Source organism: Mesorhizobium sp. BR1-1-2 (genome assembly GCF_020165435.1).
In the GTDB taxonomy this organism is placed as follows: Bacteria; Pseudomonadota; Alphaproteobacteria; order Rhizobiales; family Rhizobiaceae; genus Mesorhizobium.
Map to the genome: position 1 here is coordinate 54,663 of NZ_JAIUID010000015.1, position 23,545 is coordinate 78,207.

General features: G+C 58.4%; 18 protein-coding genes and 2 pseudogenes. 11 read left to right on the forward strand and 9 right to left on the reverse strand.

What is annotated here, in order from left to right:
- The 4 genes from LB551_RS24930 to argE form a co-directional block, all read right to left on the reverse strand.
- Positions 1–1,044 (reverse strand): tartrate dehydrogenase, encoded by a 1,044-nt coding sequence (locus LB551_RS24930; protein ID WP_224660758.1) that lies wholly within the window; start codon positions 1,042–1,044, stop codon positions 1–3.
- 226 nt (positions 1,045–1,270) lie between these two features.
- A complete protein-coding gene (locus LB551_RS24935) occupies positions 1,271–1,627 on the reverse strand; it encodes a cupin domain-containing protein (protein ID WP_140552918.1) in 357 nt (118 codons plus the stop codon).
- A 14-nt stretch (positions 1,628–1,641) separates the two neighbouring features.
- A complete protein-coding gene (locus LB551_RS24940; RefSeq protein ID WP_224660759.1) occupies positions 1,642–2,565 on the reverse strand; it encodes a 2-hydroxyacid dehydrogenase in 924 nt (307 codons plus the stop codon).
- A gap of 17 nt (positions 2,566–2,582) precedes the next feature.
- Entirely contained in the window at positions 2,583–3,707 is a 1,125-nt protein-coding gene (gene argE, locus LB551_RS24945; protein ID WP_224660761.1) for an acetylornithine deacetylase, read from the reverse strand.
- A gap of 233 nt (positions 3,708–3,940) precedes the next feature.
- Here argE and LB551_RS24950 point away from each other — a divergent pair, with 233 nt between their 5' ends.
- Together LB551_RS24950 and istA are read left to right on the forward strand one after the other, a co-directional pair.
- A complete protein-coding gene (locus LB551_RS24950; protein ID WP_224660763.1) occupies positions 3,941–4,819 on the forward strand; it encodes a GNAT family N-acetyltransferase in 879 nt (292 codons plus the stop codon).
- A 260-nt stretch (positions 4,820–5,079) separates the two neighbouring features.
- Positions 5,080–6,480 (forward strand): annotated as a pseudogene (gene istA / locus LB551_RS24955) (IS21 family transposase); the annotation flags it as partial.
- Positions 6,481–7,334: 854 nt separating this feature from the next.
- Here the strand turns inward: istA and LB551_RS30060 are convergent.
- Together LB551_RS30060 and LB551_RS24965 are read right to left on the reverse strand one after the other, a co-directional pair.
- Positions 7,335–7,664 carry a helix-turn-helix transcriptional regulator gene (locus tag LB551_RS30060; RefSeq protein ID WP_318012759.1) on the reverse strand — a complete coding sequence of 110 codons (330 nt, stop codon included), beginning with the start codon at positions 7,662–7,664 and terminating at the stop codon, positions 7,335–7,337.
- Positions 7,665–7,759: 95 nt separating this feature from the next.
- Entirely contained in the window at positions 7,760–8,404 is a 645-nt protein-coding gene (locus LB551_RS24965) for a hypothetical protein (RefSeq protein WP_224660766.1), read from the reverse strand.
- Between the two features lie 119 nt (positions 8,405–8,523).
- Here LB551_RS24965 and LB551_RS24970 point away from each other — a divergent pair, with 119 nt between their 5' ends.
- The 8 genes from LB551_RS24970 to LB551_RS25010 all read left to right on the forward strand — a co-directional run bounded on the left by LB551_RS24970 (position 8,524) and on the right by LB551_RS25010 (position 20,158).
- A complete protein-coding gene (locus LB551_RS24970) occupies positions 8,524–8,769 on the forward strand; it encodes a helix-turn-helix domain-containing protein (protein WP_031252501.1) in 246 nt (81 codons plus the stop codon).
- A 238-nt stretch (positions 8,770–9,007) separates the two neighbouring features.
- Entirely contained in the window at positions 9,008–9,952 is a 945-nt protein-coding gene (locus LB551_RS24975; RefSeq protein ID WP_224660767.1) for a hypothetical protein, read from the forward strand.
- A 333-nt stretch (positions 9,953–10,285) separates the two neighbouring features.
- Complete coding sequence (locus LB551_RS24985) at positions 10,286–11,191, forward strand: tyrosine-type recombinase/integrase (RefSeq protein ID WP_224660771.1); 906 nt, start codon at positions 10,286–10,288, stop codon at positions 11,189–11,191.
- A gap of 4 nt (positions 11,192–11,195) precedes the next feature.
- Positions 11,196–12,389 (forward strand): IS91 family transposase, encoded by a 1,194-nt coding sequence (locus LB551_RS24990; protein WP_224660773.1) that lies wholly within the window; start codon positions 11,196–11,198, stop codon positions 12,387–12,389.
- Positions 12,390–13,108: 719 nt separating this feature from the next.
- Entirely contained in the window at positions 13,109–14,665 is a 1,557-nt protein-coding gene (locus tag LB551_RS24995; protein ID WP_128289666.1) for a type I restriction-modification system subunit M, read from the forward strand.
- The gene (locus tag LB551_RS25000) at positions 14,662–15,891 is read left to right on the forward strand and encodes a restriction endonuclease subunit S (RefSeq protein ID WP_224660775.1); all 1,230 of its coding nucleotides are present in this window, start codon (positions 14,662–14,664) and stop codon (positions 15,889–15,891) included. The genes LB551_RS24995 and LB551_RS25000 overlap by 4 nt, the downstream gene beginning before the upstream one ends.
- Before the next feature lies 1 nt (position 15,892).
- Positions 15,893–17,056, forward strand: coding sequence for an anticodon nuclease (locus LB551_RS25005; protein ID WP_224660777.1), 1,164 nt, complete (start codon positions 15,893–15,895; stop codon positions 17,054–17,056).
- Positions 17,057–20,158, forward strand: coding sequence for an HsdR family type I site-specific deoxyribonuclease (locus tag LB551_RS25010; protein ID WP_224660779.1), 3,102 nt, complete (start codon positions 17,057–17,059; stop codon positions 20,156–20,158).
- Positions 20,159–20,334: 176 nt separating this feature from the next.
- Here the strand turns inward: LB551_RS25010 and LB551_RS25015 are convergent, their stop codons facing one another.
- The 3 genes and pseudogenes from LB551_RS25015 to LB551_RS30190 form a co-directional block, all read right to left on the reverse strand.
- Positions 20,335–20,670, reverse strand: coding sequence for a hypothetical protein (locus LB551_RS25015; RefSeq protein ID WP_224660781.1), 336 nt, complete (start codon positions 20,668–20,670; stop codon positions 20,335–20,337).
- Positions 20,607–21,803, reverse strand: a pseudogene (locus LB551_RS25020) (IS3 family transposase). Before LB551_RS25020 ends, LB551_RS25015 begins: the two are co-directional and overlap by 64 nt.
- Positions 21,804–22,236: 433 nt before the next feature.
- Entirely contained in the window at positions 22,237–22,428 is a 192-nt protein-coding gene (locus tag LB551_RS30190) for an NUDIX domain-containing protein (RefSeq protein WP_224660785.1), read from the reverse strand.
- Between the two features lie 56 nt (positions 22,429–22,484).
- Here LB551_RS30190 and LB551_RS25030 point away from each other — a divergent pair, with 56 nt between their 5' ends.
- Entirely contained in the window at positions 22,485–22,979 is a 495-nt protein-coding gene (locus LB551_RS25030) for a hypothetical protein (RefSeq protein ID WP_031213832.1), read from the forward strand.
- The last annotated feature ends 566 nt before the right edge of the window (positions 22,980–23,545 follow it).

Consider the following 23,545-nt stretch of genomic DNA (forward strand, 5'->3'; position numbering starts at 1 on the left):
TCAGCTTAATCCTGCCAGCACGGCTTGCGTGATTGCTTCAGTCGTGTCCTTGCCTGCAATCGTGCCTATCCCACGTGTGGTTGCGGACTCGATCGCCGACATCACTTCGGCCGCGGCCTGCCCCTCGCCCAAATGGCCGAGCATCATGGCGCCGGACCAGATCGCGGCGATCGGATTGGCGATGCCGAGATGCGCGATATCGGGTGCCGAACCATGGACAGGCTCGAACATGGAGGGCGCGCTGCGATCGGGATTGATATTGGCGGAGGCGGCGAAACCCAGTCCGCCCTGAATGGCTGCTCCAATATCGGTGAGGATGTCGCCAAAAAGGTTCGAGGCGACGATCACGTCGAGGCTTTCAGGCGCCAGGACCATCCGGGCGGCAATGGCGTCGACGTGGTAGTGCGAGACCTCCACATCGGCATAGTCTTTCGCCACCTCGCGCGTGACCTCATCCCAGAAAACCATCGAATGTCTCTGCGCGTTGGATTTGGTGACGGATGCGAGCTGCTTGCGACGCGTCCGCGCCTGTTCGAAACCGAAACGGAGGATTCTTTCGACGCCCTCACGCGTGAAGATTGCCGTCTCGATCGCGACCTCATTGGCCGTGCCGGAATGAATGCGCCCACCGGCGCCGCAATATTCGCCTTCCGTGTTCTCGCGGATGCACAGGATGTCGAAACCATCACGGCGAAGGGGTCCCTGAACGCCTGGCAACAGCCTGTGCGGGCGTGTGTTGGCATACTGCGTGAACCCTTTGCGGATCGGCAGAAGCAGCCCGTGAAGCGATACGGAGTCTGCCACCTTCGCTGGCCACCCCACAGCGCCGAGGTAAATCGCATCGAACTTCCGCAGCATCTCGACGCCGTCAGGCGGCATCATCGCACCGGTTTCCAGATAGTAGGCGCACGACCATGGAAATTTCGTATGATCAAGGGCGAAACCGCCTCGCTTTGCCGCCGCCTGCAGCACCTGCCATCCCGCCTCGGTCACATCCTTGCCGATGCCGTCGCCGGGAATGAGCGCTATCGTGTAAGCCTTCATTGAGATCCTCCTGGAGACCGATGGGTACCGAAGGTCGCAGCTTGCTCAACACGCAGCGACAATAGGTGTCTCGTACCGAGTTTCATCGGGACAATAGTCGACAGCGCGCCGCATTTTCCGCCGAGGATGAGCCGCCCGACGGCGTCGAATCGCGTTGGGCGTGACCTGGAAAGTCGATTGTTCTGGATCCGCCGCGCGCTCTTTGGCCGGACTTTGAGCGTTGAGCTCAGTCGTAAACGCTGACGTAGATCTTGCGCACGGTTTCGATCGTGCGCCACACGCCGACAAAACCCGGCTTCATCACGAAACTGTCGCCGGCACGGTAAGTCTTGGTCTCACCGCCTGTCTCCTCGATTTCGACGAGACCCGAAACGATGTGGCAGAATTCGCAGGTAGTGCCTTTGATCGAATGTGTCTCGCCGGGCGTCGCCTCCCAGACGCCGGTCAGGACCTTCTCGCCTTTCGATGCGTCCTGCGCCCAAGTCTTGAAGGAGGGATTGCCGGAGATGAGCCGCTCCGGAGCCGGTAATGCCTGCTTGGGCGCGAAGGCTGGATCTGTGTCGATCGTGATCAGAAGTGACATGTCATGTTTCCTGGTTAGTAGCCGAGTGTCCGATCGACGAGGCCGATCAGTTCTTCTCCGGCGCGGTGGCGCCGGATATTGTCCACGACGGATTTCGCCGCAGAATCTGCTTGCGTTACGGAAGCGATGTGCGGCGTGATCGCCACCTTCGGGTGCCGCCAGAGCGGATGGTCGTCTGGCAGCGGCTCGGGATCGGTGACATCGAGCATCGCGGCAGCGAGGTGACCGTTGTCGAGAGCCTGGACCAGGGCGGTTTGATCTAACTGCGGCCCGCGGCCGACATGCAGCAGCCTCGCCCCGGCTGGCAGCCGGGAGAAGAGTTCCGCATCGAGGATGCCGCGGGTTTCGTTCGTCAGCGGCAGCAGGCAGACGAGAATATCTGTCTGCGCGAGAAAACCGGCAAGCTGGTCGGCGCCATGAAAGCAGGTGACCCCTTCGATCTCCTTACTGCTTCGGCTCCAGGCGGCGAGGGCAAAGCGAAACGGCAGCAATCGCTCGATGGCGGCCTGCGCCAGCATGCCAAGGCCAAGAAACCCCACCCGGCGTTCAGTCGCCTGCGGAGCGGCAAGACCCCGCCACGTCCGGCACCTCTGGTGTTCACGATACGCCACCATATCCCGGTGGAGGCTCAGCACGCCGAGGACGACATATTCCTGCATCATGCGAATGATGCCGTCCTCGACCATGCGCACCAGTTTCACCTGCCGAGGCAGGCTTTCACGCTTGAACTGGTCGACGCCGGCGCCAAGCGAAAACAGCACTTCGAGATTGCGATAGCGCCCGATGTTATCGGGCGCCGTCCAAGTCAGAAGGTATCGCACCTTCTCAGGGTCGACACATTCGCTGCTGTGGAACAATTCCACGTCCGGAAGCTCGCGTGCGAAAACCTTGCGGAAGACCGCTGCGCGCACCGGGTCGGAATTGAAAAGAAAAGCCATGAACCTGCCCTCTCCCGCTATGCGACAAGGCGCATGCCAAGACGCTCGATCATGCTCTGGCAGGCAGCAAGTTCGCCGATCTCGATATACTCGTTGGCACGATGAGCCCGGCTGATATCGCCGGGACCGCATATGATCGCATCGATGCCGGCCTGCTGATAGAGGCCAGCCTCCGTGCCGTAACTCACCGCAGGCAGCGGCTCGCGCCCCGTCAACTCGCCCAGAAGGACCGCCAATTCACTCCCTTGCGCGAGCGAGAGCCCCGGATAGGCGCTCAACTCACGCCACGCCACCTCGAAGCCGCTGTTACGTAGAGCCATTAGCTGGCCCTTTACGGGCTCGAGCAAAGATGATGGGGAAACACCCGGCACGGCACGGACCTCGATCTCGGCGGTGCAGCGATCGGGGATGATGTTGACGGCTTGGCCGCCCGCGATGACACCGACCTGCAGTGACGAGTATGGAGGCTCGAATTCCGCGTCGAACGGCCCGTTCGCAAGGGTCTGGCCATAGGCCACGACCTGCGTGACGAGACCTGCCATTGCGTGCACGGCATTCAGTCCCAGCTCGGGCCGTGAAGAATGGCCGGACCGTCCGCTCACCTCGAGCCGCGCAGCCACCTTGCCTTTGTGCCCCCGCACGGCTTCCATCCGGCTCGGCTCACCGATAATCGCGCCAAGCGGCTTCTCGCACAGGTTTGGCAGAGCGGCGATGAGATGCGGCACACCACGGGCACCTGCCTCCTCGTCATAGGAGAATGCGAGATGAATGGGCCGCTGCAAGTTCATTGCCGCAAGCCGCGGCAGGGCGGCCAGCACGCAGGCGAGAAAGCCCTTCATGTCGGAGGTGCCTCGACCATGAAGCCTGGCGCCGTCTTGACGCAGCACAAAGGGATCCGAGTTCCATTCCTGTTCCCCGGCCGGCACGACATCCATGTGGCCCGACAAGATGTAGCCGCGGGCGCGCCGCGGTCCGATTGTGACAAACAGATTAGACCGGTCGCCTTCGGGCCCGCGAAGGACGGTCGCTTCCGCTCCGGCCGCCTCGCAATATTCACGCACCCAGTCGACGATCGCGCCATTGGGCGAGCCCACGACCGAGGGGAACGCAATGAGCCTCGCAAGAATTTCCTCAACATTCACCGGGCGCCGCTCCACACGCAGTTCGCTGGATGCGACAAGTGTGGCAGCAGGCGAGAGCATTCCGTGCCGAATGAAGCTATGCTTTGGCGGAAGATTTCGAATATCGGCCCGGAACCAGCGAAACCTGCTGGCTTTCGGGTGCAATCATAGGGCAAAAGACAGCTGCGGAACCGTCAGCGGCGTCAGGACGTGCTAGCAAGCACTGGACTTGGACAAGGAGCGGGTCGACTGAAATGCAGAGATCAGTGCGCCTGAAGTCTTTCGAACTGGTCGCGCGGGACATCGACGAAGTCGAAGTCGATCTGCTCCACGCGCTCTCGATCTCAGTCCGCTGGCCGCATCGGCCGAAGGACTGGGATATGCTGCGCCGTGCGGGCCGCGGCATCGTTGCCGTAGACGGCATTGGCCGGGTTTTCGGCAGCGCGATGTGGTTTCCGCAAGGAGATGATTTCGCCACCATCGGCGTGGTGATCACAACGCCCCGCACACAAGCGCAAGGCGGCGGCCGATGGCTCATGGACCAGGTACTCGAGCAATGTGGCGATCGCAATTTGGCGCTTAACGCCACCCATGCCGCCTATCCTCTCTATGTCTCACTTGGTTTCACGACCGAGGGAATCGTATTCATGCGCCAAGGGGAGGTTTCGTCGGCACTCCCGGCTATGCCGGCCATGGATGGTGAATTGCAAGTGCTGCCGAGCGACAGGCTGAAGGCAATCATGGCGCTCGACAAGCGTGCATTTGGGACAGACCGCGAGAGGCTGCTCGCACTGCTTTCGGCGAATGCCTCAATCCAAACTTTGAGCCGTGGCGGCGAGATCGTCGGCTATTCCATGTGTCGCGAATTCGGGCGTGGTTATGTGATCGGTCCGGTGGTCACGCGCAGCGATCTGGACGCGGTCCATCTCACCGCCGTTCATTTGAGAAATCTTGCAGGACGCTTCGTCCGAGTCGATACCCGGGAGAAGGAAGGCGTGTTTGCCACGTTTCTCGAGCAGTGCGGCCTTGGCGTTGCCGAGACCGTTACGACCATGTCCAAAGGGCGCCGATTCCTGAACCGGGAAGAAAACGGACCGTGGGTTTATGGATTGGCCGGCCACGCATTGAGCTGAGGGCCGCACCACAATGTGGCCAAGACGCCTGCTAGGCGAGTGTGGGATGCCGTTCCCACCCTTGTCGCCGCGGCGTTGGCATCTCTGGTTTGCCGTTCGCTTTAGGGCTGAGGGATTCTTCGTTCGGACCTCTCCCCATGCATTGTGAATCGGCGTGCAAAATTGACCCTATAAGCCGGGGAATCGGCGTCCAATTTTGACCCCCCTTGATGCTTTGATTTGCGACCATCAGCTCGTCGTGGCGAGCGGATGGTGTGGGGATGAAGTCGGTGGATACGATTGCCCGGGTTCGGCGCGCCTTCCATGTGCAGGGATGGTCTCTCAAGCGGATTTGTCGCGAGCTGCATGTGTCGCGGAACACCGTCCGCAAGATTCTTAGATCCAATGAGACATTGTTCTCCTACGAACGCGAGCGGCAGCCCAAGCCGAAGATCGGTCCGTGGCAGGATCAGCTTGACGGGTTCTTGAATGGCAACCGTGGCAAGGCGGCGCGCGAGCAACTGACACTGATCCGGATTTACGAAGAGCTTTGCAGTCTCGGCTACGAGGGTGGCTATGACGCCGTCCGCCGCTACGCGAAGAGCTGGGCGAAGGCGCAGGAGTCGGCGACGGCGGACGCCTATGTGCCGCTGTTCTTCGCGCCGGGCGAGGCCTACCAGTTCGACTGGAGCCACGAGATCGTCCTGATCAACGGCGTGACGGTGACCGTGAAGGTCGCCCATGTCCGGCTCTGCCACAGCCGCATGATGTTCGTCAGGGCCTGTCCGCGCGAGACGCAGGAGATGGTGTTCGACGCCCATGACCGGGCCTTTGCCTTCTTCGGCGGCGCCTGCACGCGCGGCATCTATGACAACATGAAGACGGCGGTGGAAACGATCTTCGTTGGCAAGGACCGCCAATACAATCGCCGCCTCCTGCAGATGTGTAGCCATTATCTGGTGCAGCCGGTCGCCTGCACGCCGGCGTCGGGCTGGGAGAAGGGTCAGGTCGAGAACCAGGTCGGGCTGGTGCGCGAGCGCTTCTTCACACCGCGACTGCGCTTCAAGAACTACGAAGAGCTGAACGCCTGGCTGCAGGACAAATGCGTCGCCTACGCCAAGGCGCATCGTCACGTCGAGCAACCGGAACGAACGATCTGGAACGTGTTCGAGGAAGAGCGCGGCAAACTGGTCGAGTATCGCGGTCCCTTCGACGGATTACACACGGTGCCAGCCTCGGTATCGAAGACCTGCACGGTGCGCTTCGACAACAACAAATACTCGGTCCTGTCGACGGCCGTCGGCCGCCCGGTCGAGATCCATACCTATGCCGGCAAGATCGTCATCCGCCAGGACGGCGTGGTCGTCGCCGAACATGCCCGCTCCTTCGGGCTCGGCGACACGATTTACGACCCCTGGCATTATGTTCCGGTCCTTGCCCGCAAGCCCGGTGCCCTGCGCAACGGTGCGCCCTTCCAGGGCTGGGTCCTGCCCTCGGCGATGGAGCGTATCCGACGCAAATTGAAGGCGGCGCATGACGGTGATCGGCAGATGGTGTCGATCCTGGCCACAGTGTTGACCGACGGCATTGATGCCGTGGAAGCCGCCTGCCAAGAGGCGCTCGATCAGAATGTCTGCTCGTCCGCCGTCATCATCAACATCCTGGCGCGGCGGCGCGATCCTGCACTTTTGGCACAGCAGCACGGTCAGGGACTGCTAATTCGAGATCTATTCGATTGCTTCAATGTGTCGAAAGAAGTCGAACTGGAAAAACTCAAGGTTTTCCCCCCTAAATTTCTTCCAAGCCGCCTTGCTTACATCCAAGACTTCGAAATTTCGCGGGCTCGTTTTGCAGCAGACTGTGTGGCCAGCCTTACTGAAGGTGAGGTAATGAAATTGCACGCTCGGCTTTTCGGACGGGAAGCTGGTTCCGTCCTAGATCCGATAGTGCGTTGAACGGGCAGCGAAAGATAACCAGCCCGCAATTCGGCTGGAGACGCTAGCCAGAAAGTTCGAGAAGCTTCCAGGAATCCAGGTAAGCCAAATGCCCGCGGGTACTTGGCCTCCGAGTGCCTATCCCTCGCCTTGGCTTCATAGCCTAGGTTTGTAGCGCTCTTGACTGCCTGACTGGGCCGGATAAACTCCATGCCGTGCCTTGAGAGAAGCGGCCCTGGGCATCTTGGCGAAGCCGCGTGATAACCGACGATGGGGAAGCCCGTACGTCGCAGACAACGAGCAGCACGGCTGCCCAACAAAACTGCTTGAACACATCAACTGGCCCGCTGACCTGTTCATGCACGTCTGCGGCCGAACGAACATGTTTGGAGATGGAGTCATGCGGATACAGAGTGGCTATTGGTGGGCGATTAGCATTCGGCAGGAGGATGATCGGCCCGAGATCATCGACGTAGGTTCTTATTCCTTTGGCCAAATGGCCAATCGCGTTGGGGATGCCGATCCATTCGACTTGATAGAATTCGAGCTACTGCAATGGCTTGATACCAGCCTCTGGCCAACAGAGGTCGCCGTCGATCCATCTAGAATTCGCGAGGGCTATTGGTGGGCGCTTGACCCGGCAGGCCTTCGAAGAAGCGGCCCACCGGAACACCTAGTGAACTAGCGATCTCGTAGAGCATGGAAGCGCTCACGCGGTTTCTCGCGTTCTCATATTTTTGAAGCTGCTGAAAACTGATGCCTATAGATCGGGCAAGCTGGGCCTGCGATACGTCCGACTGCACGCGAACCGCGGCGATCTGCCTGCCCACATATTGATCAGCAGGGTGCGGGCCACCCTCGATTCCATGGTTTACCGGTGCGTTGAAGACGCTGCGGCGCCCTGGCTCCGCAAATGCTTTTCGGAACTGCATCAGTCGCTCCATGTGTAGAGAATTTGTCTCGGTAAGCCCCGCGAAAATCACCAAACCGACGAATGATCGCGATTCCGATACCTTAGTGCCGAAGTTCAGCTCGAGACTTCCTGCTCTCTAATCCGAGCTATATCGTCTAAGGCCGAGCGGATCTGTGGCCACGGGGGCTCACTGTCATGTAGCGAATACTCCCCTTCCCTAAGCGCTGCATTTAGCTTGGCGGCTACACCAGCAAGCGACGTTGCAGCAATTTGGGATAAGGCTTCGAGTAATTCCTTCGCCCGCTCGCCAGCTTCGCGCTCAGCAAGTAAGGCTGTCGAATAACCAATCTCCCTAGCGGCGGCATCCCAGCGCGCCTGATGGGCCACGATTTCAGCTTCAGCTTGGGTGCGGGCCACTGTGTTAGCCGGACGAACACCCAGCAACTCCTGGAGGGCTTCAACGGAGTGAACTGTCACGCTCTCGCCGTCGGACAAGGTAACTGTCGTGCAAGGGAAGCCAACGGTCTCGACAAGTACCCTCTCCAGCCGCTGCTGCTGATTGCAAAGCCGTTCAGCCTCTTCCCAAGCCGCCTGCCATCGTTTCCACACCGCCACCGCAGGATCAATGGCGTCATCACCCTCCAAGTCGATGCGAGCAAACGATGTAGCCTGCGTCGCCGCCGTTGCGGTTGCTGTTCCCGCAAGCACCTTCCTGCGGGTGACGAAAGGCAAAGTCGTGTTATTGTCGGAATCAGCCATGATCCGAGCTCCGCAAAGCGTGGGCGTGGTTAGACTGTTGGAAGCGGGGGAACCACTTCCAACGGGCGTTTCCTAAAACAAGCATATTTGCACTTTTTGTGCAACAGGGCATTTGAACAATGAAGGTAAGTGCGGCCCAAGTTCGCGCGGCCCGTGGGCTTCTCGACATTTCTCAACAGGAACTGGCGGATCTATCCAAGGTAAGTTTGAGGACGATCGTGCAGTTCGAACGTGGTTCGAAACCAGCATCTGAATCAATCCTGCAAGCGCTGAAGCTATCGCTCGAAGCAGCCGGAATAGAATTCATTCCAGAGAATGGCGGTGGCCCTGGTGTGCGCTTGTCACGCGGTACCGCGAACACTTAGACGAAGGCGGCATCTACAGGCGACTTTAGGATTATCTGAAAGCGGACATCGGCGTAGCCACGCAAGTTGCCACCTTTGCACTACCAGCGGAAATCCTTGAATCGCGCGTCGAATAAGGCCATCGATGACGGCGTCGCGACTCGGTAATTGTGTAAGTCTCCTCTTCGGCGATGCTGTGCACTGTGGCAGGGTGAACCCGAAGCGCCGTCGCAGCAGTTCGGGCTTGGGCGAGTAAACGATGGCCGAGACGGCAACCGAAAACACGAATTTGCTGGCGAAGGGCGGCGGGAATGCGCCCGCCGGCGGCGTCACCATACAAGCTTCGGTTGCCGCCTCGATTGCGGTCCGACTTCTAGCCGCTGTCGCGTTAGATAAGCGGCTTGGACTGGGCGCTGCGAAACCGACCGCGATCCGATTCGAAACCGAAGTACCTGTGGACGATGTCTTAGTCGAAACCGATTCTGGCGGGTGGGTGTTTATCCAATCAAAAAACTCGCTTACGGGACGTTTCGTTCTGACGAGCGAACTAGGAAAAACCTGCGATGAGTTTGCACGTCTATGGCTGCTGACCAAAGGCGGCCAGGGCGAGAGAGGGTGGGATCGCCCTCTCGTCGGTGGCAAGGACGCGATGCTTCTTGCGGTCGGACACGAAACGTCCGGCCCCATCAAAGTGGGCCTTGCAAAGGCGCTCGATGCGGTGAGGATGCAATCGACCGCAACGCTCACGGACGCAGAGCGGAAACTCCTGGCGTCTTTCAAGAAATTGGTGCGTTCGGCTTTCGATGCGCACGGCGCCGCGGCCGACCTCGATCTTGAGGCAATCCTAAGATTCATTCACGTGATCGACTACGATTTCGGCGGGCCGCAGCGCGAGCTTGCCGAAGATAGGCTCAAGGGGATGCTTGAGCTTCCGGACGAGGCTCCGGCTGCGTTCAAGGCGATCGAGCGCGATTGCCAAAATATGATGAAAGAAAGAGGTCGCCTCGATGGCGAGAGCTTTCGAGCGTCGCTTGCCGCAGATGGGCTTCTTATCAAGACCGCTGCAAAAGGCCTTCTGGAAACGCAGGCCGCCATAAGCGCAGACACGCAAGCAATTTTGGTAGGCCAGCGGGAGATCGCTCGCGCGCTTTCTGGAGCTCCCGCAGAGAACTCGGTTGTCGACGACTTGTCGAGGCCGGTCTAGGCTCTAAGACAGTCGGTTAGCCAGAACCAGGCGGCACATGACTCAAGAGGAATTGCCAGAGCGCTGCGGCCTGATCGCCCGCTATACCCGCTATATAAGTGCCATTGAACGCGTTGATGTTTCAGCAAGTGTGCTTGGGCGCATCGCCGACGCGTTAGGAATGGAGCCGGAAGCACTCATTCGCGAAGCGAACGGCGGCGGGTTTGCGCCCTCATGCACGAACCCGCTTCGCGGGAGGGGCGCCTCGTTCTGAAATGGTGCAACAGGCATTTGTCTTGAGCGGGTAGAAGCTGCGACCCGACGATGGAGTTCCTTCAACGAGAGGAACTTGCCATGGATACTCTGTCGACCGATGCACCGATCACGCCGCTTCGCCAGCGCATGCAGCAAGATATGCTCATGCGGGGTCTAGGACCCCATACCCAGCAGGACTACGTTCGTCACGTCCGGCGCTTCGCAGCCTTCCTCCGACGCTCTCCCGATACTGCGACGCCCGAGGACATCCGTCGCTTCCAGTTGTATCAGCATGAGAACGGCGTCGGGCCTGCGACCATCAACGGCGCCGTCTCAGCGTTGCGGTTCCTGTTCCTGGTGACGCTGAAGCGGCGGGATCTAGCACGTGTGCTGGTGATCATGCGCCATCCACGCAAGCTGCCGGACGTGCTGAGCGTGGAGGAAGCGGCGCGGCTGCTCGAAGCCGCACCCGGCATCAAGTACAAGGCCGCACTCGGCGTCGCCTATGGCGCGGGCCTGCGCGTGTCCGAAGTCGCGCACCTCAAGGTCGACGACATCGACTCGACACGCATGCTGATCCGGGTCGAACAGGGCAAAGGACGCAAGGATCGCAACGCCATGCTCTCGCCGCAGTTCTTGGAACTGCTGCGGCTGTGGTGGCGCGAAGGTAGGCGTCGCGGGGTGATGCTCCCCCATGGCTGGCTGTTCCCGGGGCGCAGTTGCACCGATCCGATCTCGTCGCGGCAACTGCATCGCGCGGTCCAGGAGGCAGCCGAAGGCGCCGGTATCCGCAAGCGCGTCAGCCCGCATACGCTGCGGCACAGCTTCGCCACCCATCTGCTCGAGCAGGATGTCGACATCCGCGTCATCCAAGTGTTGCTCGGGCACAGCAAGCTCGAAACGACAGCGCTCTACACCAAAGTCTCGACCCGGACGATCCACGCGGTCGCAGGGCCGCTCGACCGGCTGATGGCTCTCATGGAAGGCAAGACGCCTCCCGGTTGAACCGGTGCGCGCGGACCTGGAGGTCGCCGAAGTCTTCCGTGCTGCGGGTCCCGGATACCGGGTCGCCCATGCAGGGCACCTGAGCCTGCAGCATCTCAAGGTGATGTCAGCGATCGAGAACTGCCGCACCGCAGCCCTTGGCGGTCACGTCGAGGCCTGCGAGGACTGCGGCCAGTGGCGCATCGCCTACAACAGCTGCCGCAACCGGCACTGTCCCAAGTGCCAGGGCGCGGCCGCACGTACATGGCTCGCCGAGCGGGAAGCCGACCTGCTGCCGGTCGGCTACTTCCATGTCGTGTTCACGCTGCCCGCCGAAGTCGCCGACATCGCCTTCCACAACAAGGCGATGGTCTACGACCTGCTGTTCCGCGCGGCGTCGGAGACCATGGTGACGATCGCGGCTGATCCCAAGCATCTCGGCGCGCGCATCGGCATCACCGCCGTGCTCCACACATGGGGCTCGGCAATGACGCACCATCCCCACGTCCACATGATCGTGCCGGGCGGTGGCATCGCCCTCGACGGGACCCGCTGGGTCTCCTCGCGCCCGGCCTTCCTCCTTCCGGTGCGCGTGCTCGGCAAGCTGTTCCGCCGCCTGTTCCTCGCCCGGCTGATCGCACTGCACGATGCCGGACGGCTCACTTTCTTCGGATCGATGGCGCACCTCGCCGAGCAAGGGGCCTTCCTACGCCACCTGGCTCCCGTCAAGAAGAAGAGCTGGGTGGTCTACGCCAAGCCGCCCTTCGCTGGTCCCGAGGCGGTGCTCGCCTATCTGTCGCGCTATACCCACCGGGTCGCGATCTCGAACCGCCGCCTGATCGCCTTCGAAGAGGCTGGCGTCACCTTCCGCTACAAGGATTATCGGCGCGACGGCACCGACCGGCAGCAGGTCATGACGCTCGCCACAGACGAGTTCATTCGCCGCTTCCTGCTCCATGTCCTCCCGCGCGGCTTCCATCGCATCCGCCACTATGGCTTGCTTGCAGGCGGCTCTCGCAAGGACTGCCTCGCGCTCGCCCGCCAACTGTTGGCGGTCGCGCCTGCCGGCACGAATGATCCTCCGGCGGAACCGGACGACTTCCGCCTGCCGTGCCCATGCTGCGGCGGGCGTATGATCGTCATCGAGGTGTTCGAACGGTGCAGCCAGCCGCGCGGACCGCCGGGCGCACGGACGACGAACCGGGAGACCGCCCCATGACCCGGCATGGCCCGTCTGGCCACACGACCGCGCTACGCCGCAGGTCAACGAAAACGCATGTGCGCGTCGCTGCAGCGCCAGTCTCTCGGCACCCAAACCACACCGTCCTCATCGCGACAGGCTACCCGGCCAAGCCGGAAGGCTACTTCCTCGACGCCCTGACAGCACCGCGCGCGGACGTTCGCAACAGGCGCTGGCACACCTCGAAACACAAATCCCCATAGCTCACCGCCTGCTGACCGCGGGTTCCTGCATGAGAGGCTTTCGTACGCCTGATGGCACCCGAAACCCTTCAGCATTCCGGTCGTTAGCTCGTCGTTCTCCAACTCCCGAAAGCGGACATGCGCCTCAACAATGAGCACTAGGTGGCCGTTGAGTTCGCGGTGGGCTAAAGTGGTGTACGAGACCTTAGATTGCACCTCCAAGAGGGCTATACGTTGTACGACCATGAAGTCCATCCCTACGAGCGTAGCAAGAATCCCGCCCCGACCCTCGCCCAGCCCTTCACCGGAGATCGACGCCACGCCGCCGTGAAATACTTCCGCCTTGATCTGCCAATTTCAGTTTCTCCTGACGGAGTTTAGGCGGCACGATGCGCTGTCGCTATTTCAAGCGCGTGGTTTATCAAAAGCAGCTGATTGCTGGCGGTGGCGCCGCAGCACCCATTCCCTTGAGCTCTCGCCAGAGCCCAATCCAACGAACCAAACTGGACTTTAGCGATGACTAGCACCCAACAACGCGCCGCCCTGCAACGCCAGATCTGGCAGATCGCCAATGATGTGCGTGGTGCGGTCGACGGCTGGGATTTCAAGCAGTACGTGCTTGGTACGTTGTTCTACCGCTTCATCAGCGAAAACTTCGCCAGCTACATCGAAGGCGGCGACGAAAGCATCAAATATGCCGAGATGGCCGACAGTGTGATCACGGCCGAGATCAAGGAGGATGCGGTAAAGACCAAGGGATATTTCATTTATCCCAGCCAGTTGTTCGCCAATGTCGTCGCCAAGGCCCATGGCAATGAGAAATTGAACACCGACCTGGCAGGCATTTTCGTCGCCATTGAGGCCTCGGCCAACGGCTATCCCTCCGAACTCGACATTAAGGGCCTGTTTGCCGATTTCGACACCACCAGCAACCGTCTGGGCAATACCGTCAAGGATAAGAACGCCCGCTTGGCTGCCGTGCTCAAGGGCGTGGCAGGACTGGACTTCGGCCACTTCGATGCCGCCCATATCGACCTGTTTGGCGATGCCTACGAGTTCCTGATTTCCAACTACGCCGCCAATGCCGGCAAGTCCGGCGGCGAGTTCTTCACCCCGCAGCATGTCTCCAGGCTCATCGCTCAACTGGCCATGCACAAGCAGACCAGCGTCAACAAAATTTACGACCCGGCCTGCGGTTCGGGCTCGCTGCTGCTGCAAGCTAAGAAGCATTTTGACGTCCACGTCATAGAGGACGGGTTCTTCGGCCAGGAGATCAACCACACCACCTATAACCTGGCGCGCATGAACATGTTCCTGCACAACATCAACTACGACAAGTTCAATATTCAGCTGGGCAACACGCTGATTGAGCCACATTTCGGCGGCGACAAACCCTTCGACGCCATCGTCTCCAACCCGCCGTATTCGGTGAAATGGATCGGTAGCGACGACCCTACCCTGATCAACGATGATCGCTTCGCCCCGGCCGGCGTTCTTGCGCCAAAATCCAAGGCTGACTTCGCCTTTGTACTGCACGCGCTCAGCTACCTCTCCAGCAAGGGGCGCGCAGCCATCGTCTGTTTCCCTGGCATCTTCTATCGCGGGGGTGCCGAACTGAAGATCCGCCAGTACTTGATCGACAACAATTACGTGGAAACGGTGATCGCGCTGGCACCCAACCTATTCTACGGCACCACCATCGCCGTCAACATCCTGGTGCTGGCCAAGAACAAGACCGACACCCAAACCCAGTTCATCGATGCCAGCGGTCTGTTCAAGAAGGAAACCAATAACAATGTGCTGCTGGATAAACACATAGAGGAGATCATGCAGGCCTTCGATAGCAAGGTCGACGTGGACCACTTAGCCCGCTCGGTGCCGTTGGAGCGGATCGCTGGCAACGACTACAACTTGTCAGTGTCCAGCTATGTGGAAGCCCTTGACAGCCGTGAGGTGGTGGACATCGCCACACTCAATGCCGACCTCAAGATCACCGGCGCCCGCATTGACCAGCTGCGGCGGGAGATCGACGCCATCGTTGCCGAGATCGAGGGGGCGGAGACGGAGGCATGAGCGAGATGAACTATCTGGATAAGCTAATGAGTGAGGTAGCGGTGGAGTGGTTACCGCTCGGGGACGTGACGCAGTATGAGCAACCAGCTAAATATCTGGTATCTACAATAAACTACAGCGACGAGTATGACACTCCCGTCCTGACGGCGGGAAAAACCATTGTGCTTGGTTATACGGATGAAGTAGACGGCATCTACAATGCCTCACAAGATCCGGTAATTATATTTGATGATTTCACTACAGCCAACAAATGGATTGATTTTGATTTTAAGATAAAGTCATCAGCCGTCAAGATGATTACGTCGAAAAGTGAAGAAAAGACTCTGTTAAAGTACATCTACTATTGGTTAAACACTTTACCCAGCGAACTGTCTGATGGTGACCATAAACGTCATTGGATCGGGAACTACACAAACAAGAAAATCCCCATCCCCTGCCCGGACTCCCCCGAAAAATCGCTGGCCATCCAGGCGGAAATTGTCCGCATCCTCGACGCCTTCACCGAGCTTACCGCCGAGCTTACCACCGAGCTTACCGCCCGCAAAAGACAATACCACTATTATCGTGACCACTTGCTGCGGTTCGAAGGGAGGGAAGTGGAGTGGAAGACGCTGGGGGAGATTGGTGAGTTTATTCGCGGCAAGCGCTTTACCAAGGCGGATTACGCGGAAGACGGCATCAGCGCTATCCATTACGGCGAGATCTACACTCGGTATGGCGCTTGGACAGCCGAGACGTTTTCAAAGGTTCGGCGAGAGTTGGCCGGCTCCTTGCGCTATGCAAAACGTGGAGATGTTGTGATCGCCGGTGTTGGCGAAACGGTCGAGGATGTTGGGAAGGCTGTGGCTTGGATTGGCGAGCAAGACATCGCAATACACGACGACAGCTACGCATTCCGGCACTCGATGAACCCCAAATTCATCTCCTACGCGATGCAGACGGCGACGTTCATCTCAGAAAAGGCGAAGCACGTATCCCGGGGCAAGGTGAATAGATTGCTGATTGACGGGATGGCTAAAGTTCGTGTGCCGATCCCCTACCCAGGCGACGCTCGCAAATCGCTCGCCGAGCAAGCCCGCATTGTCGCCATCCTCGACAAGTTCGACACGCTGACCAACTCTCTCAGCGAGGGCCTGCCTCGCGAAATATCGCAGCGTAAGCAGCAGTACGCCTATTACCGGAACCTGCTTTTGAGCTTCCCCAAGCCGGAAGAAGTGGCGGTCTGACATGGGGGCGACGCTGACCGAGATCGCCCAACAGCTGAAAGACGCGAACAAGAAGGTGCAGTTGATTTATGCCTTCAACGGCTCGGGCAAGACGCGTCTTTCGCGAGAGTTCAAGCGTTTGATTTCGCCCAAAGCCGATGGTGGAGAAGACGACGAAGGGGCGGAACAGCCCGAGCTGTCGCGCAACAAGATTCTCTACTACAACGCCTTTACTGAAGATCTGTTCTATTGGGATAATGACCTGGCGCTGGATGCAGAGCCGAAGCTGAGAATCCAAGCCAACACTTTCACGGATTGGGTGCTGAAGGATCAAGGTCAGGACTTGAACGTCATTACGACCTTTCAGCGCTATACCAACAACAAGCTCACGCCGCGCTTCAATGAAGAGCGCAAGGACGACGATACCGGGGAGGTCGTTGCGAAAGCCTTTTCGGAGGTTACCTTTTCGCTCGAGCGCGGTGATGATGAGCATTCGGGAAATCTGAAGATCTCCAAGGGCGAAGAAAGCAACTTCATCTGGAGCATTTTCTACACGCTGCTCGAGCAGGTGATTGGTGTGTTGAGCGTGCCAGAACGTGGCGATCGTGAAACCAACGAGTTCGATCAGCTGGAATATGTGTTTATCGACGACCCCGTGAGCTCGTTGGACGAAAACCATCTGATCGAACTGGCTGTCAACTTGGCAAGCCTGATCAAATCCAACCAATCCGATCTGAAGTTTATTGTTACCACACACAGCCCTCTATTCTACAACGTGATGTTTAATGAGCTGAACGGCAAAGCCTGCTATATGCTGGGGCGCTCTGAAGATGGCAGCTTTTCGCTAACTGAAAAGAACGGAGACTCCAACAAGAGTTTCTCCTATCATTTGTATCTAAAACAGACCATAGAGCAGGCTATTGCTGATGATAAGGTTGAAAGGTACCACTTCACCCTATTGCGAAATCTTTACGAGAAAACGGCCAGTTTTCTGGGCTACCAAAAGTGGTCGGAGATTTTACCCGACGACAGACAGCTATATTTGAGCAGAATTATCAATTTCACAAGCCATAACACTCTATCCAACGAAACTGTTGCAGAGCCGACATTACCTGAAAAGGCAACGGTCAAGTTGTTGCTCGATCACTTGAAAAATAACTACGGATTCTGGCAGCAGGAGCAATAGATGGTTGAACCCGCCAAGACGATAGTAGAATCCAATAATTTCATTGTCCTCGATAAGTACACCCGCGAATGGACCGTCGCGGAAGGCTACCAGAGCGAGGATGCGCTGGAGCGTGAGTTCATCCAAGACCTGGTAAATCAGGGCTATGAGTTCATGTCCGGCCTGAACACGCACGAGGCCCTGCTGGCCAATGTTCGCGTGCAGCTACAGGTGCTCAACTCCGTGCAGTTTTCCGACGGTGAATGGCTCCGCTTCGCAGAAACCTTCGTCGACAGGCCCAGCGACGGTATCATCGAGAAAACCCGCAAGATCCACGATGACTACATCCACGACTTCGTGTTCGATGACGGGCGCATCCAGAATATCTATTTGTTGGACAAGAAGACCATCGCTCGCAACAAGGTGCAGGTGATCAAACAGTTCGAGCAGAATGGTAGCCACGCCAACCGCTACGATGTGACCGTGCTGGTCAATGGCCTGCCGCTGGTGCAGGTGGAACTGAAGAAGCGCGGCATTGCGATCCGCGAGGCTTTCAACCAGGTGCACCGCTACAGCAAGGAGAGTTTCAACAGCGAGTATTCTCTGTACAAGTATCTGCAGCTATTTGTAATCTCCAACGGAACCGACAGTCGCTACTTCGCTAACACGACGCGTCGCGACAAGAATAGCTTCGACTTCACCATGAACTGGGCGAAGGCGGACAACAATCTGATCAAGGATCTGAAGGACTTCACCGCCACCTTCTTCCAGAAGCACACGCTGCTCAACGTGCTGCTGCATTATTCCGTGTTCGACGTCAGCGACACATTGCTAGTGATGCGGCCCTACCAGATCGCAGCCACTGAGCGCATCCTGCGGAAGATCAAGAGCGCGCATGCCGCCAAGAGCTGGAGTCAGCCGGAAAGCGGCGGCTACATCTGGCACACCACAGGTTCGGGCAAGACCCTGACTAGCTTCAAGGCGGCACGTCTGGCCACCGAGCTGGACTTCATCGACAAAGTGTTCTTCGTGGTTGACCGCAAGGATCTGGACTACCAGACCATGAGGGAATACCAGCGCTTCTCCCCAGACAGCGTGAACGGTTCGGACTCCACCGCCGGTCTTAAGCGCAATCTGGAGAAAGACGACAACAAGATCGTCGTCACCACCATCCAGAAGCTCAACAACCTCATGAAAAGCGAGGGCGACCTGCCCATCTACCAAAAGCAGGTCGTGTTCATCTTCGACGAGTGCCACCGCAGCCAGTTTGGCGAGGCACAAAAGAACCTCAAGAAGAAGTTCAAGAAATACTACCAGTTCGGCTTCACCGGCACGCCGATCTTCCCACAGAACGCACTGGGTGCAGACACCACCGCCAGCGTGTTCGGCCGCGAGTTGCACTCCTATGTCATCACTGACGCCATCCGCGATGAGAAGGTGCTCAAGTTCAAAGTGGACTACAATGATGTGCGTCCGCAGTTCAAGGCCATCGAATCCGAGCAGGATGAGAAGAAGTTAAGCGCGGCGGAAAACAAACAAGCCTTGTTGCACCCGGACCGCATCCGCGAAATTAGTCAGTACATCCTGAACAACTTCAGGCAGAAGACGCATCGCTTGCAAGCGAGTAGTAAGGGTTTCAACGCGATTTTCGCGGTGAGCAGCGTTGACGCGGCCAAGCTATACTACGAGTCCTTCAGGGACCTGCAGAAAGGCAAAGACAGGCCTTTGCGAGTGGCTACCATCTTCTCGTTTGTCGCGAACGAGGAGCAGGACGCCATCGGCGACATCCAGGATGAAAGCTTCGATGTATCGGCCATGAACAGTAGCGCCAAAGAATTTTTGAGCGCCGCCATCGCCGACTATAACACACTCTTCAAGACCAACTTCAACGTTGATAGCAACGGCTTCCAGAACTACTATCGCGACCTAGCGAAGCAGGTGAAGGGAAGGGAGATCGATCTCCTGATCGTGGTTGGCATGTTCCTCACCGGCTTCGATGCGCCCACGCTCAACACCTTGTTCGTGGACAAGAACCTTCGCTACCACGGCCTGATACAGGCGTACTCACGCACCAACCGCATCTTTGACGCCACCAAGACCTTCGGCAACATCGTCACTTTCCGGGACCTCGAACAGGCGACCATCGACGCAATTACGCTGTTCGGTGACAAAAACACGAAAAACGTGGTGCTCGAGAAGGGCTACAAGGAATACATGGGAGGCTTCACCGACGTGCTCACCGGGGAGGCGCGGCGCGGCTTCGTTGACGTGGTGCACGAGTTGGAGGGACGCTTTCCCGACCCCGCCGCCATTGAAAAGGAAGGCGACAAGAAAGCCTTCGCCAAGCTTTTTGGCGAATACCTACGTGTTGAGAACGTGCTGCAGAACTTCGATGAGTTTGCCAGCCTGAAGGCCCTGCAGAACGTGGACAGGAACGATCCTGCGGCGATGGAGGCGTTGACGGTCAGCCACTACTTGAGCGATGACGATCTGGCGGCACTGCAAACGATCAAGTTGCCGGCCGAGCGAAAGCTGCAGGATTACCGCTCGACTTACAACGACATCCGCGACTGGTTGCGCAAGGAAAAGGCCGCCACTGAAAAGGAAAAGTCTACTCTCGACTGGGACGACGTGGTGTTCGAGGTGGACCTGCTGAGATCGCAGGAAATCAACTTAGATTACATCCTAGAACTGATTTTCGAGCACAACAAAAAGACTAAGAGCAAAGCCGACCTGGTGGACGAAGTGCGTCGGGTGATCCGCGGCAGCCTAGGCAACCGCGCCAAGGAAAGTTTGATGGTGGATTTCATCAACCAAACCGATCTGGATCAGATTGATGACAAGGCCAGCGTGATTGAGGCCTTTTTCACCTTCGCGCAGGCGGAACAGCGACGTGAGGCTCAAGAGCTGATCAGCTCGGAAAACCTGAATGCCGAAGCGGCCCGCCGCTATATCACCACCTCGCTCAGGCGGGAGTTCGCCACCGACAATGGGACGGAACTCAATGCGGTTCTGCCGAAAATGAGCCCGCTTAATCCTCAATACCTCAACAAGAAGCAAAGCGTTTTTCAGAAAATTGCCGCCTTTGTAGAGAAGTTTAAGGGCGTTGGTGGGCAGGTCTGAGTGAACCATGCTGAACCGGTCGCCCGACACTTTCACCGCATCGGAGGATGACAGCGCCTAGCGCCACTAGGTCCACGTCACACGGCGTCCGCTAGGATGACTGGACCTCAGAAAGCGGTCGGTCAGCAACCTGCCCCTTTGCCGGCATGAACAAGTCTAGGCAGCACATATCTCGTCTAGTCGAATTTTGCCTGGTACCGCTCCTGCGGTGCCCGCCAGCTCTCGATGAAATCCAGCGGATCGACGCTTTCCATCATTGCTCTCGCGAGAGCCAGACGCTCCTCCAGGCGCTTGCGGCGATCTTCGTCGTCCGTAGTGTTCAACCGCTCTTCGGCATCAAGGAAAAAGCGCTCGATGGTCATCGCCCTGCCCCACCTTTCAATAATTTCGGCGAGCTGCTTCTGGCTATCGGCTAGTGCCTGAGCCACCTTGCGGGCGTCATCCTGCTTTAGATAGCGCTGCCACTCCTCCTCTCTTTCTTTCTTCTGACCTGAGACCCTTGTTCCCTCCATTTCAATGGAGAGTCCGGCGCTTCATTTCTGGCCTCATGCGGCCTGTTTTTCCAGCGCCATTTTTATGGCGAATTCGATGGGCGTGATGTTGCCCAGGGCTGAGTGTGGTCTGTTCTGGTTATAGTCCTCCTTCCATAGATCGATTGCTGCCCGCGCTTGCGTGAGGGTAGAGAACAGCGTTTCGTTCAAGCATTCGTCGCGAAATCGGCCGTTGAAACTCTCCACGAATCCGTTCTGCATCGGCTTTCCGGGTGCGATGTAGTGCCATTCGACGCCGCTCTCCTGGCACCATTTGAGGATCGCCATCGACGTCAGCTCGGTGCCGTTGTCCGAGACGATCGTGCAGGACCTGCCGCGGCGAGCGATGATGGCATCCAGTTCCCGAGCGACGCGGGCGCCCGACAGCGATGTATCCGCGACCAGCGCCAGGCATTCCCGCGTGAAGTCGTCGACGACGGCCAGAACCCGGAACCGTCGTCCGTCCGTGAAGGCGTCGCTGACGAAGTCCAGGCTCCAGCGCTCGTTCGTCCGGCCCGGCGCGATCATCGGCCGTCTCGTTCCCAAGGCCCGTTTGCGGCCGCCACGTTTGCGGACCTGGAGCTTCTCTTCCCGGTAAAGCCGCCGCAGCTTCTTCTGGTTCATCACGATCCCTTGCCGTTCAAGCATGATGTGGATGCGCCGGTAGCCAAAGCGGCGGCGCTCGGCAGCCACCGCCTTCATCGCGGCTCGAACGATGGCATCGTCCGGCTGGATGCTTGTGTAGCGAACGCTCGAGCGATCGACGAAAAGAGCCTTGCACGCCCGACGCTGGCTCACCCCATGCTGCTCGCAGGCGTGGGCCACAGCGCATCGCTTGGCATCGGGCGTCACCATTTTTTTGCGGCGACATCCTTCAGGATGGCGTTGTCCAGCATCTGCTCGGCCAGCAGCTTCTTCAATTTGGCGTTCTCCTCCTCCAAAGCCTTCAGCTTGCGGGCGTCGGAAACGTCCATGCCACCAAACTTGGCCTTGTATTTGTAGAAGGTCGCTTCCGAGATCCCGTGCTTGCGGCAGACATCGGCGGTCCTCATTCCCGCCTCCTGCTCCTTCAAAATCGCGATGACTTGTTCTTCCGTGAACCGTGAACGCTTCATTCGTCCGTCTCCTTGAGCGGGACGGACTCTACCAAAAACTGGAGGAGCTTCAGGGTCTCAGGTCACCGCCTCCAAAGCGAATCTCACCGCCTCCTCCACCCTCTCATGTGCATCATCTGCAATCGCCCAGAGTGTCGGGTTGAGAGCGTGTCTTTGCCTAGCATCCTCCAACAAGAGATCGACCATGCGCGGCAAGTCGGCAATAGTGGCGGCTCTGATAATAGCAGGCATATCGTTCCCACGTCGCAATGCGGATTACGCCAATCCTGTTGGCGGCGCCACGGCACCGAGCACCAAGAGACTCAAAGCTGCCTTAGCTGCTCTCGCAAATGAACTCCCGCTCGGCTGTGGAACTGTCGGCCCGTATCAGGAAGAATCGCTCCTCGGCGATGACATGTTCGCCGTCGGGCAAATGAAGCACAAATTCTCGCTCTCACACCTGGGGCGCGACGCGATCCACAAGGATTCCGGTTTCCTCGCGCAGTTCGCGGATTGCGGCCTGTTCGAACGTCTCCCCCATGCTGCAAGCCTCCACCGGGCGTCGCCCAGTAGCTCTGCCCCGCGAGCGCGCCTTTAGATTGTGCTTACTCGAGAGAGACTTGCCCTCCGCGACCGAAGGCGGCATCTTCGCTGACCATGGGAGACGGTGCAGCCAAAAAGCCGAAGGTATATGGATCGGGAATGACGCCGTTCGGCGTCTTTCTTTTCGCCCAGACGTATCGGGCGAACGCTGATGCTCTTGCCTTGGTCTCCCCCCAAATTCGGCCGAGCATTTCCGATCATCCTCGCAGATTCCTCTACTTTCAAGCGTTAGAGCACTACCTGCGAAGCTTCCTCCTTCTCCAAGGAAAAACACCGGCTGACATCCGGGGCTATCAGCATCATTTCTTGGACATGCTGGACGAAGGAAGACACCTCGGGTTGGAGATGCCGAGCGAGGTAGAAGACTTCATCCGCTCGCGCACGGTCGCGAACGAATACACGCAGATCCGATACGACTACAAGCTTGACAAGGACGGGCCGCGTAGGACTGCGCGAACCATGGAGCGATTGCGGCTGGTGGTTTGGGAGATAGAGAAAGCCGTCGGTCTGGCTATCCGGAAGACGGGCATCGAGGCTGTGTATGGTGAACGACCATCGGCAAGTCCACTAAACGGATCGTTTGCCAAAGCATGAGGAGACCATTTCGGCTTCGGCACTGGCAACTCCCGCAGACCCACGGCGGCGCCAGGTTTTGTACGGCTGCCCGACCAGGTCGAACAGGGAACGAGGCGTCGGCCTCGGCAAAAGTGTCCGATCAGCAGATTATCAATTGGCTTCACGGCTTGCCTCTAGCATGCCGGGTCATTATTTCGGTGCTTGGCACAAAGCCCAAAGGTCATATGAGTGAATGGTCGTTCTACTCGTTCGACAAAAAGGGCTTCAGCTTCCAAAACTGGTTAGATGAGAATGCACCTGGGTACATCGTCTTAGAGCGACCAACATTCGATTTTACCCCCGTACCGGTCGAGATCTGCCAACAGATATTGAGCGACGTCCAGAAGTGCGAGTCTAACTTTGGCTACATTCCAGTGATCATGGATTCGGGTGGGGTGGGCAGGACTGGTCAGGTGTGCCGGTGGATGAAAGCTGTGGAACGAAGCGACAGCTAACCCTGGCTTCATAGCCTAGGTTTGTAGCGCTCTTGACTGCCTGACCGCGCCGGATAAATTCCATGCCGTGCCTTGAGAGAAGCGGCCCTG

Coding starts and splice junctions, on each gene's coding strand:
- LB551_RS24930 (WP_224660758.1), bottom strand. CDS start 1,044: ATGAAGGCTTACACGATAGCGCTCATTCCCGGCGACGGCATCGGCAAG.
- LB551_RS24935 (WP_140552918.1), bottom strand. CDS start 1,627: ATGTCACTTCTGATCACGATCGACACAGATCCAGCCTTCGCGCCCAAG.
- LB551_RS24940 (WP_224660759.1), bottom strand. CDS start 2,565: ATGGCTTTTCTTTTCAATTCCGACCCGGTGCGCGCAGCGGTCTTCCGC.
- LB551_RS24950 (WP_224660763.1), top strand. CDS start 3,941: ATGCAGAGATCAGTGCGCCTGAAGTCTTTCGAACTGGTCGCGCGGGAC.
- LB551_RS30060 (WP_318012759.1), bottom strand. CDS start 7,664: ATGCAGTTCCGAAAAGCATTTGCGGAGCCAGGGCGCCGCAGCGTCTTC.
- LB551_RS24965 (WP_224660766.1), bottom strand. CDS start 8,404: ATGGCTGATTCCGACAATAACACGACTTTGCCTTTCGTCACCCGCAGG.
- LB551_RS24970 (WP_031252501.1), top strand. CDS start 8,524: ATGAAGGTAAGTGCGGCCCAAGTTCGCGCGGCCCGTGGGCTTCTCGAC.
- LB551_RS24975 (WP_224660767.1), top strand. CDS start 9,008: ATGGCCGAGACGGCAACCGAAAACACGAATTTGCTGGCGAAGGGCGGC.
- LB551_RS24985 (WP_224660771.1), top strand. CDS start 10,286: ATGGATACTCTGTCGACCGATGCACCGATCACGCCGCTTCGCCAGCGC.
- LB551_RS24995 (WP_128289666.1), top strand. CDS start 13,109: ATGACTAGCACCCAACAACGCGCCGCCCTGCAACGCCAGATCTGGCAG.
- LB551_RS25000 (WP_224660775.1), top strand. CDS start 14,662: ATGAGCGAGATGAACTATCTGGATAAGCTAATGAGTGAGGTAGCGGTG.
- LB551_RS25005 (WP_224660777.1), top strand. CDS start 15,893: ATGGGGGCGACGCTGACCGAGATCGCCCAACAGCTGAAAGACGCGAAC.
- LB551_RS25010 (WP_224660779.1), top strand. CDS start 17,057: ATGGTTGAACCCGCCAAGACGATAGTAGAATCCAATAATTTCATTGTC.
- LB551_RS25015 (WP_224660781.1), bottom strand. CDS start 20,670: ATGGAGGGAACAAGGGTCTCAGGTCAGAAGAAAGAAAGAGAGGAGGAG.
- LB551_RS30190 (WP_224660785.1), bottom strand. CDS start 22,428: ATGCCGCCTTCGGTCGCGGAGGGCAAGTCTCTCTCGAGTAAGCACAAT.
- LB551_RS25030 (WP_031213832.1), top strand. CDS start 22,485: ATGACGCCGTTCGGCGTCTTTCTTTTCGCCCAGACGTATCGGGCGAAC.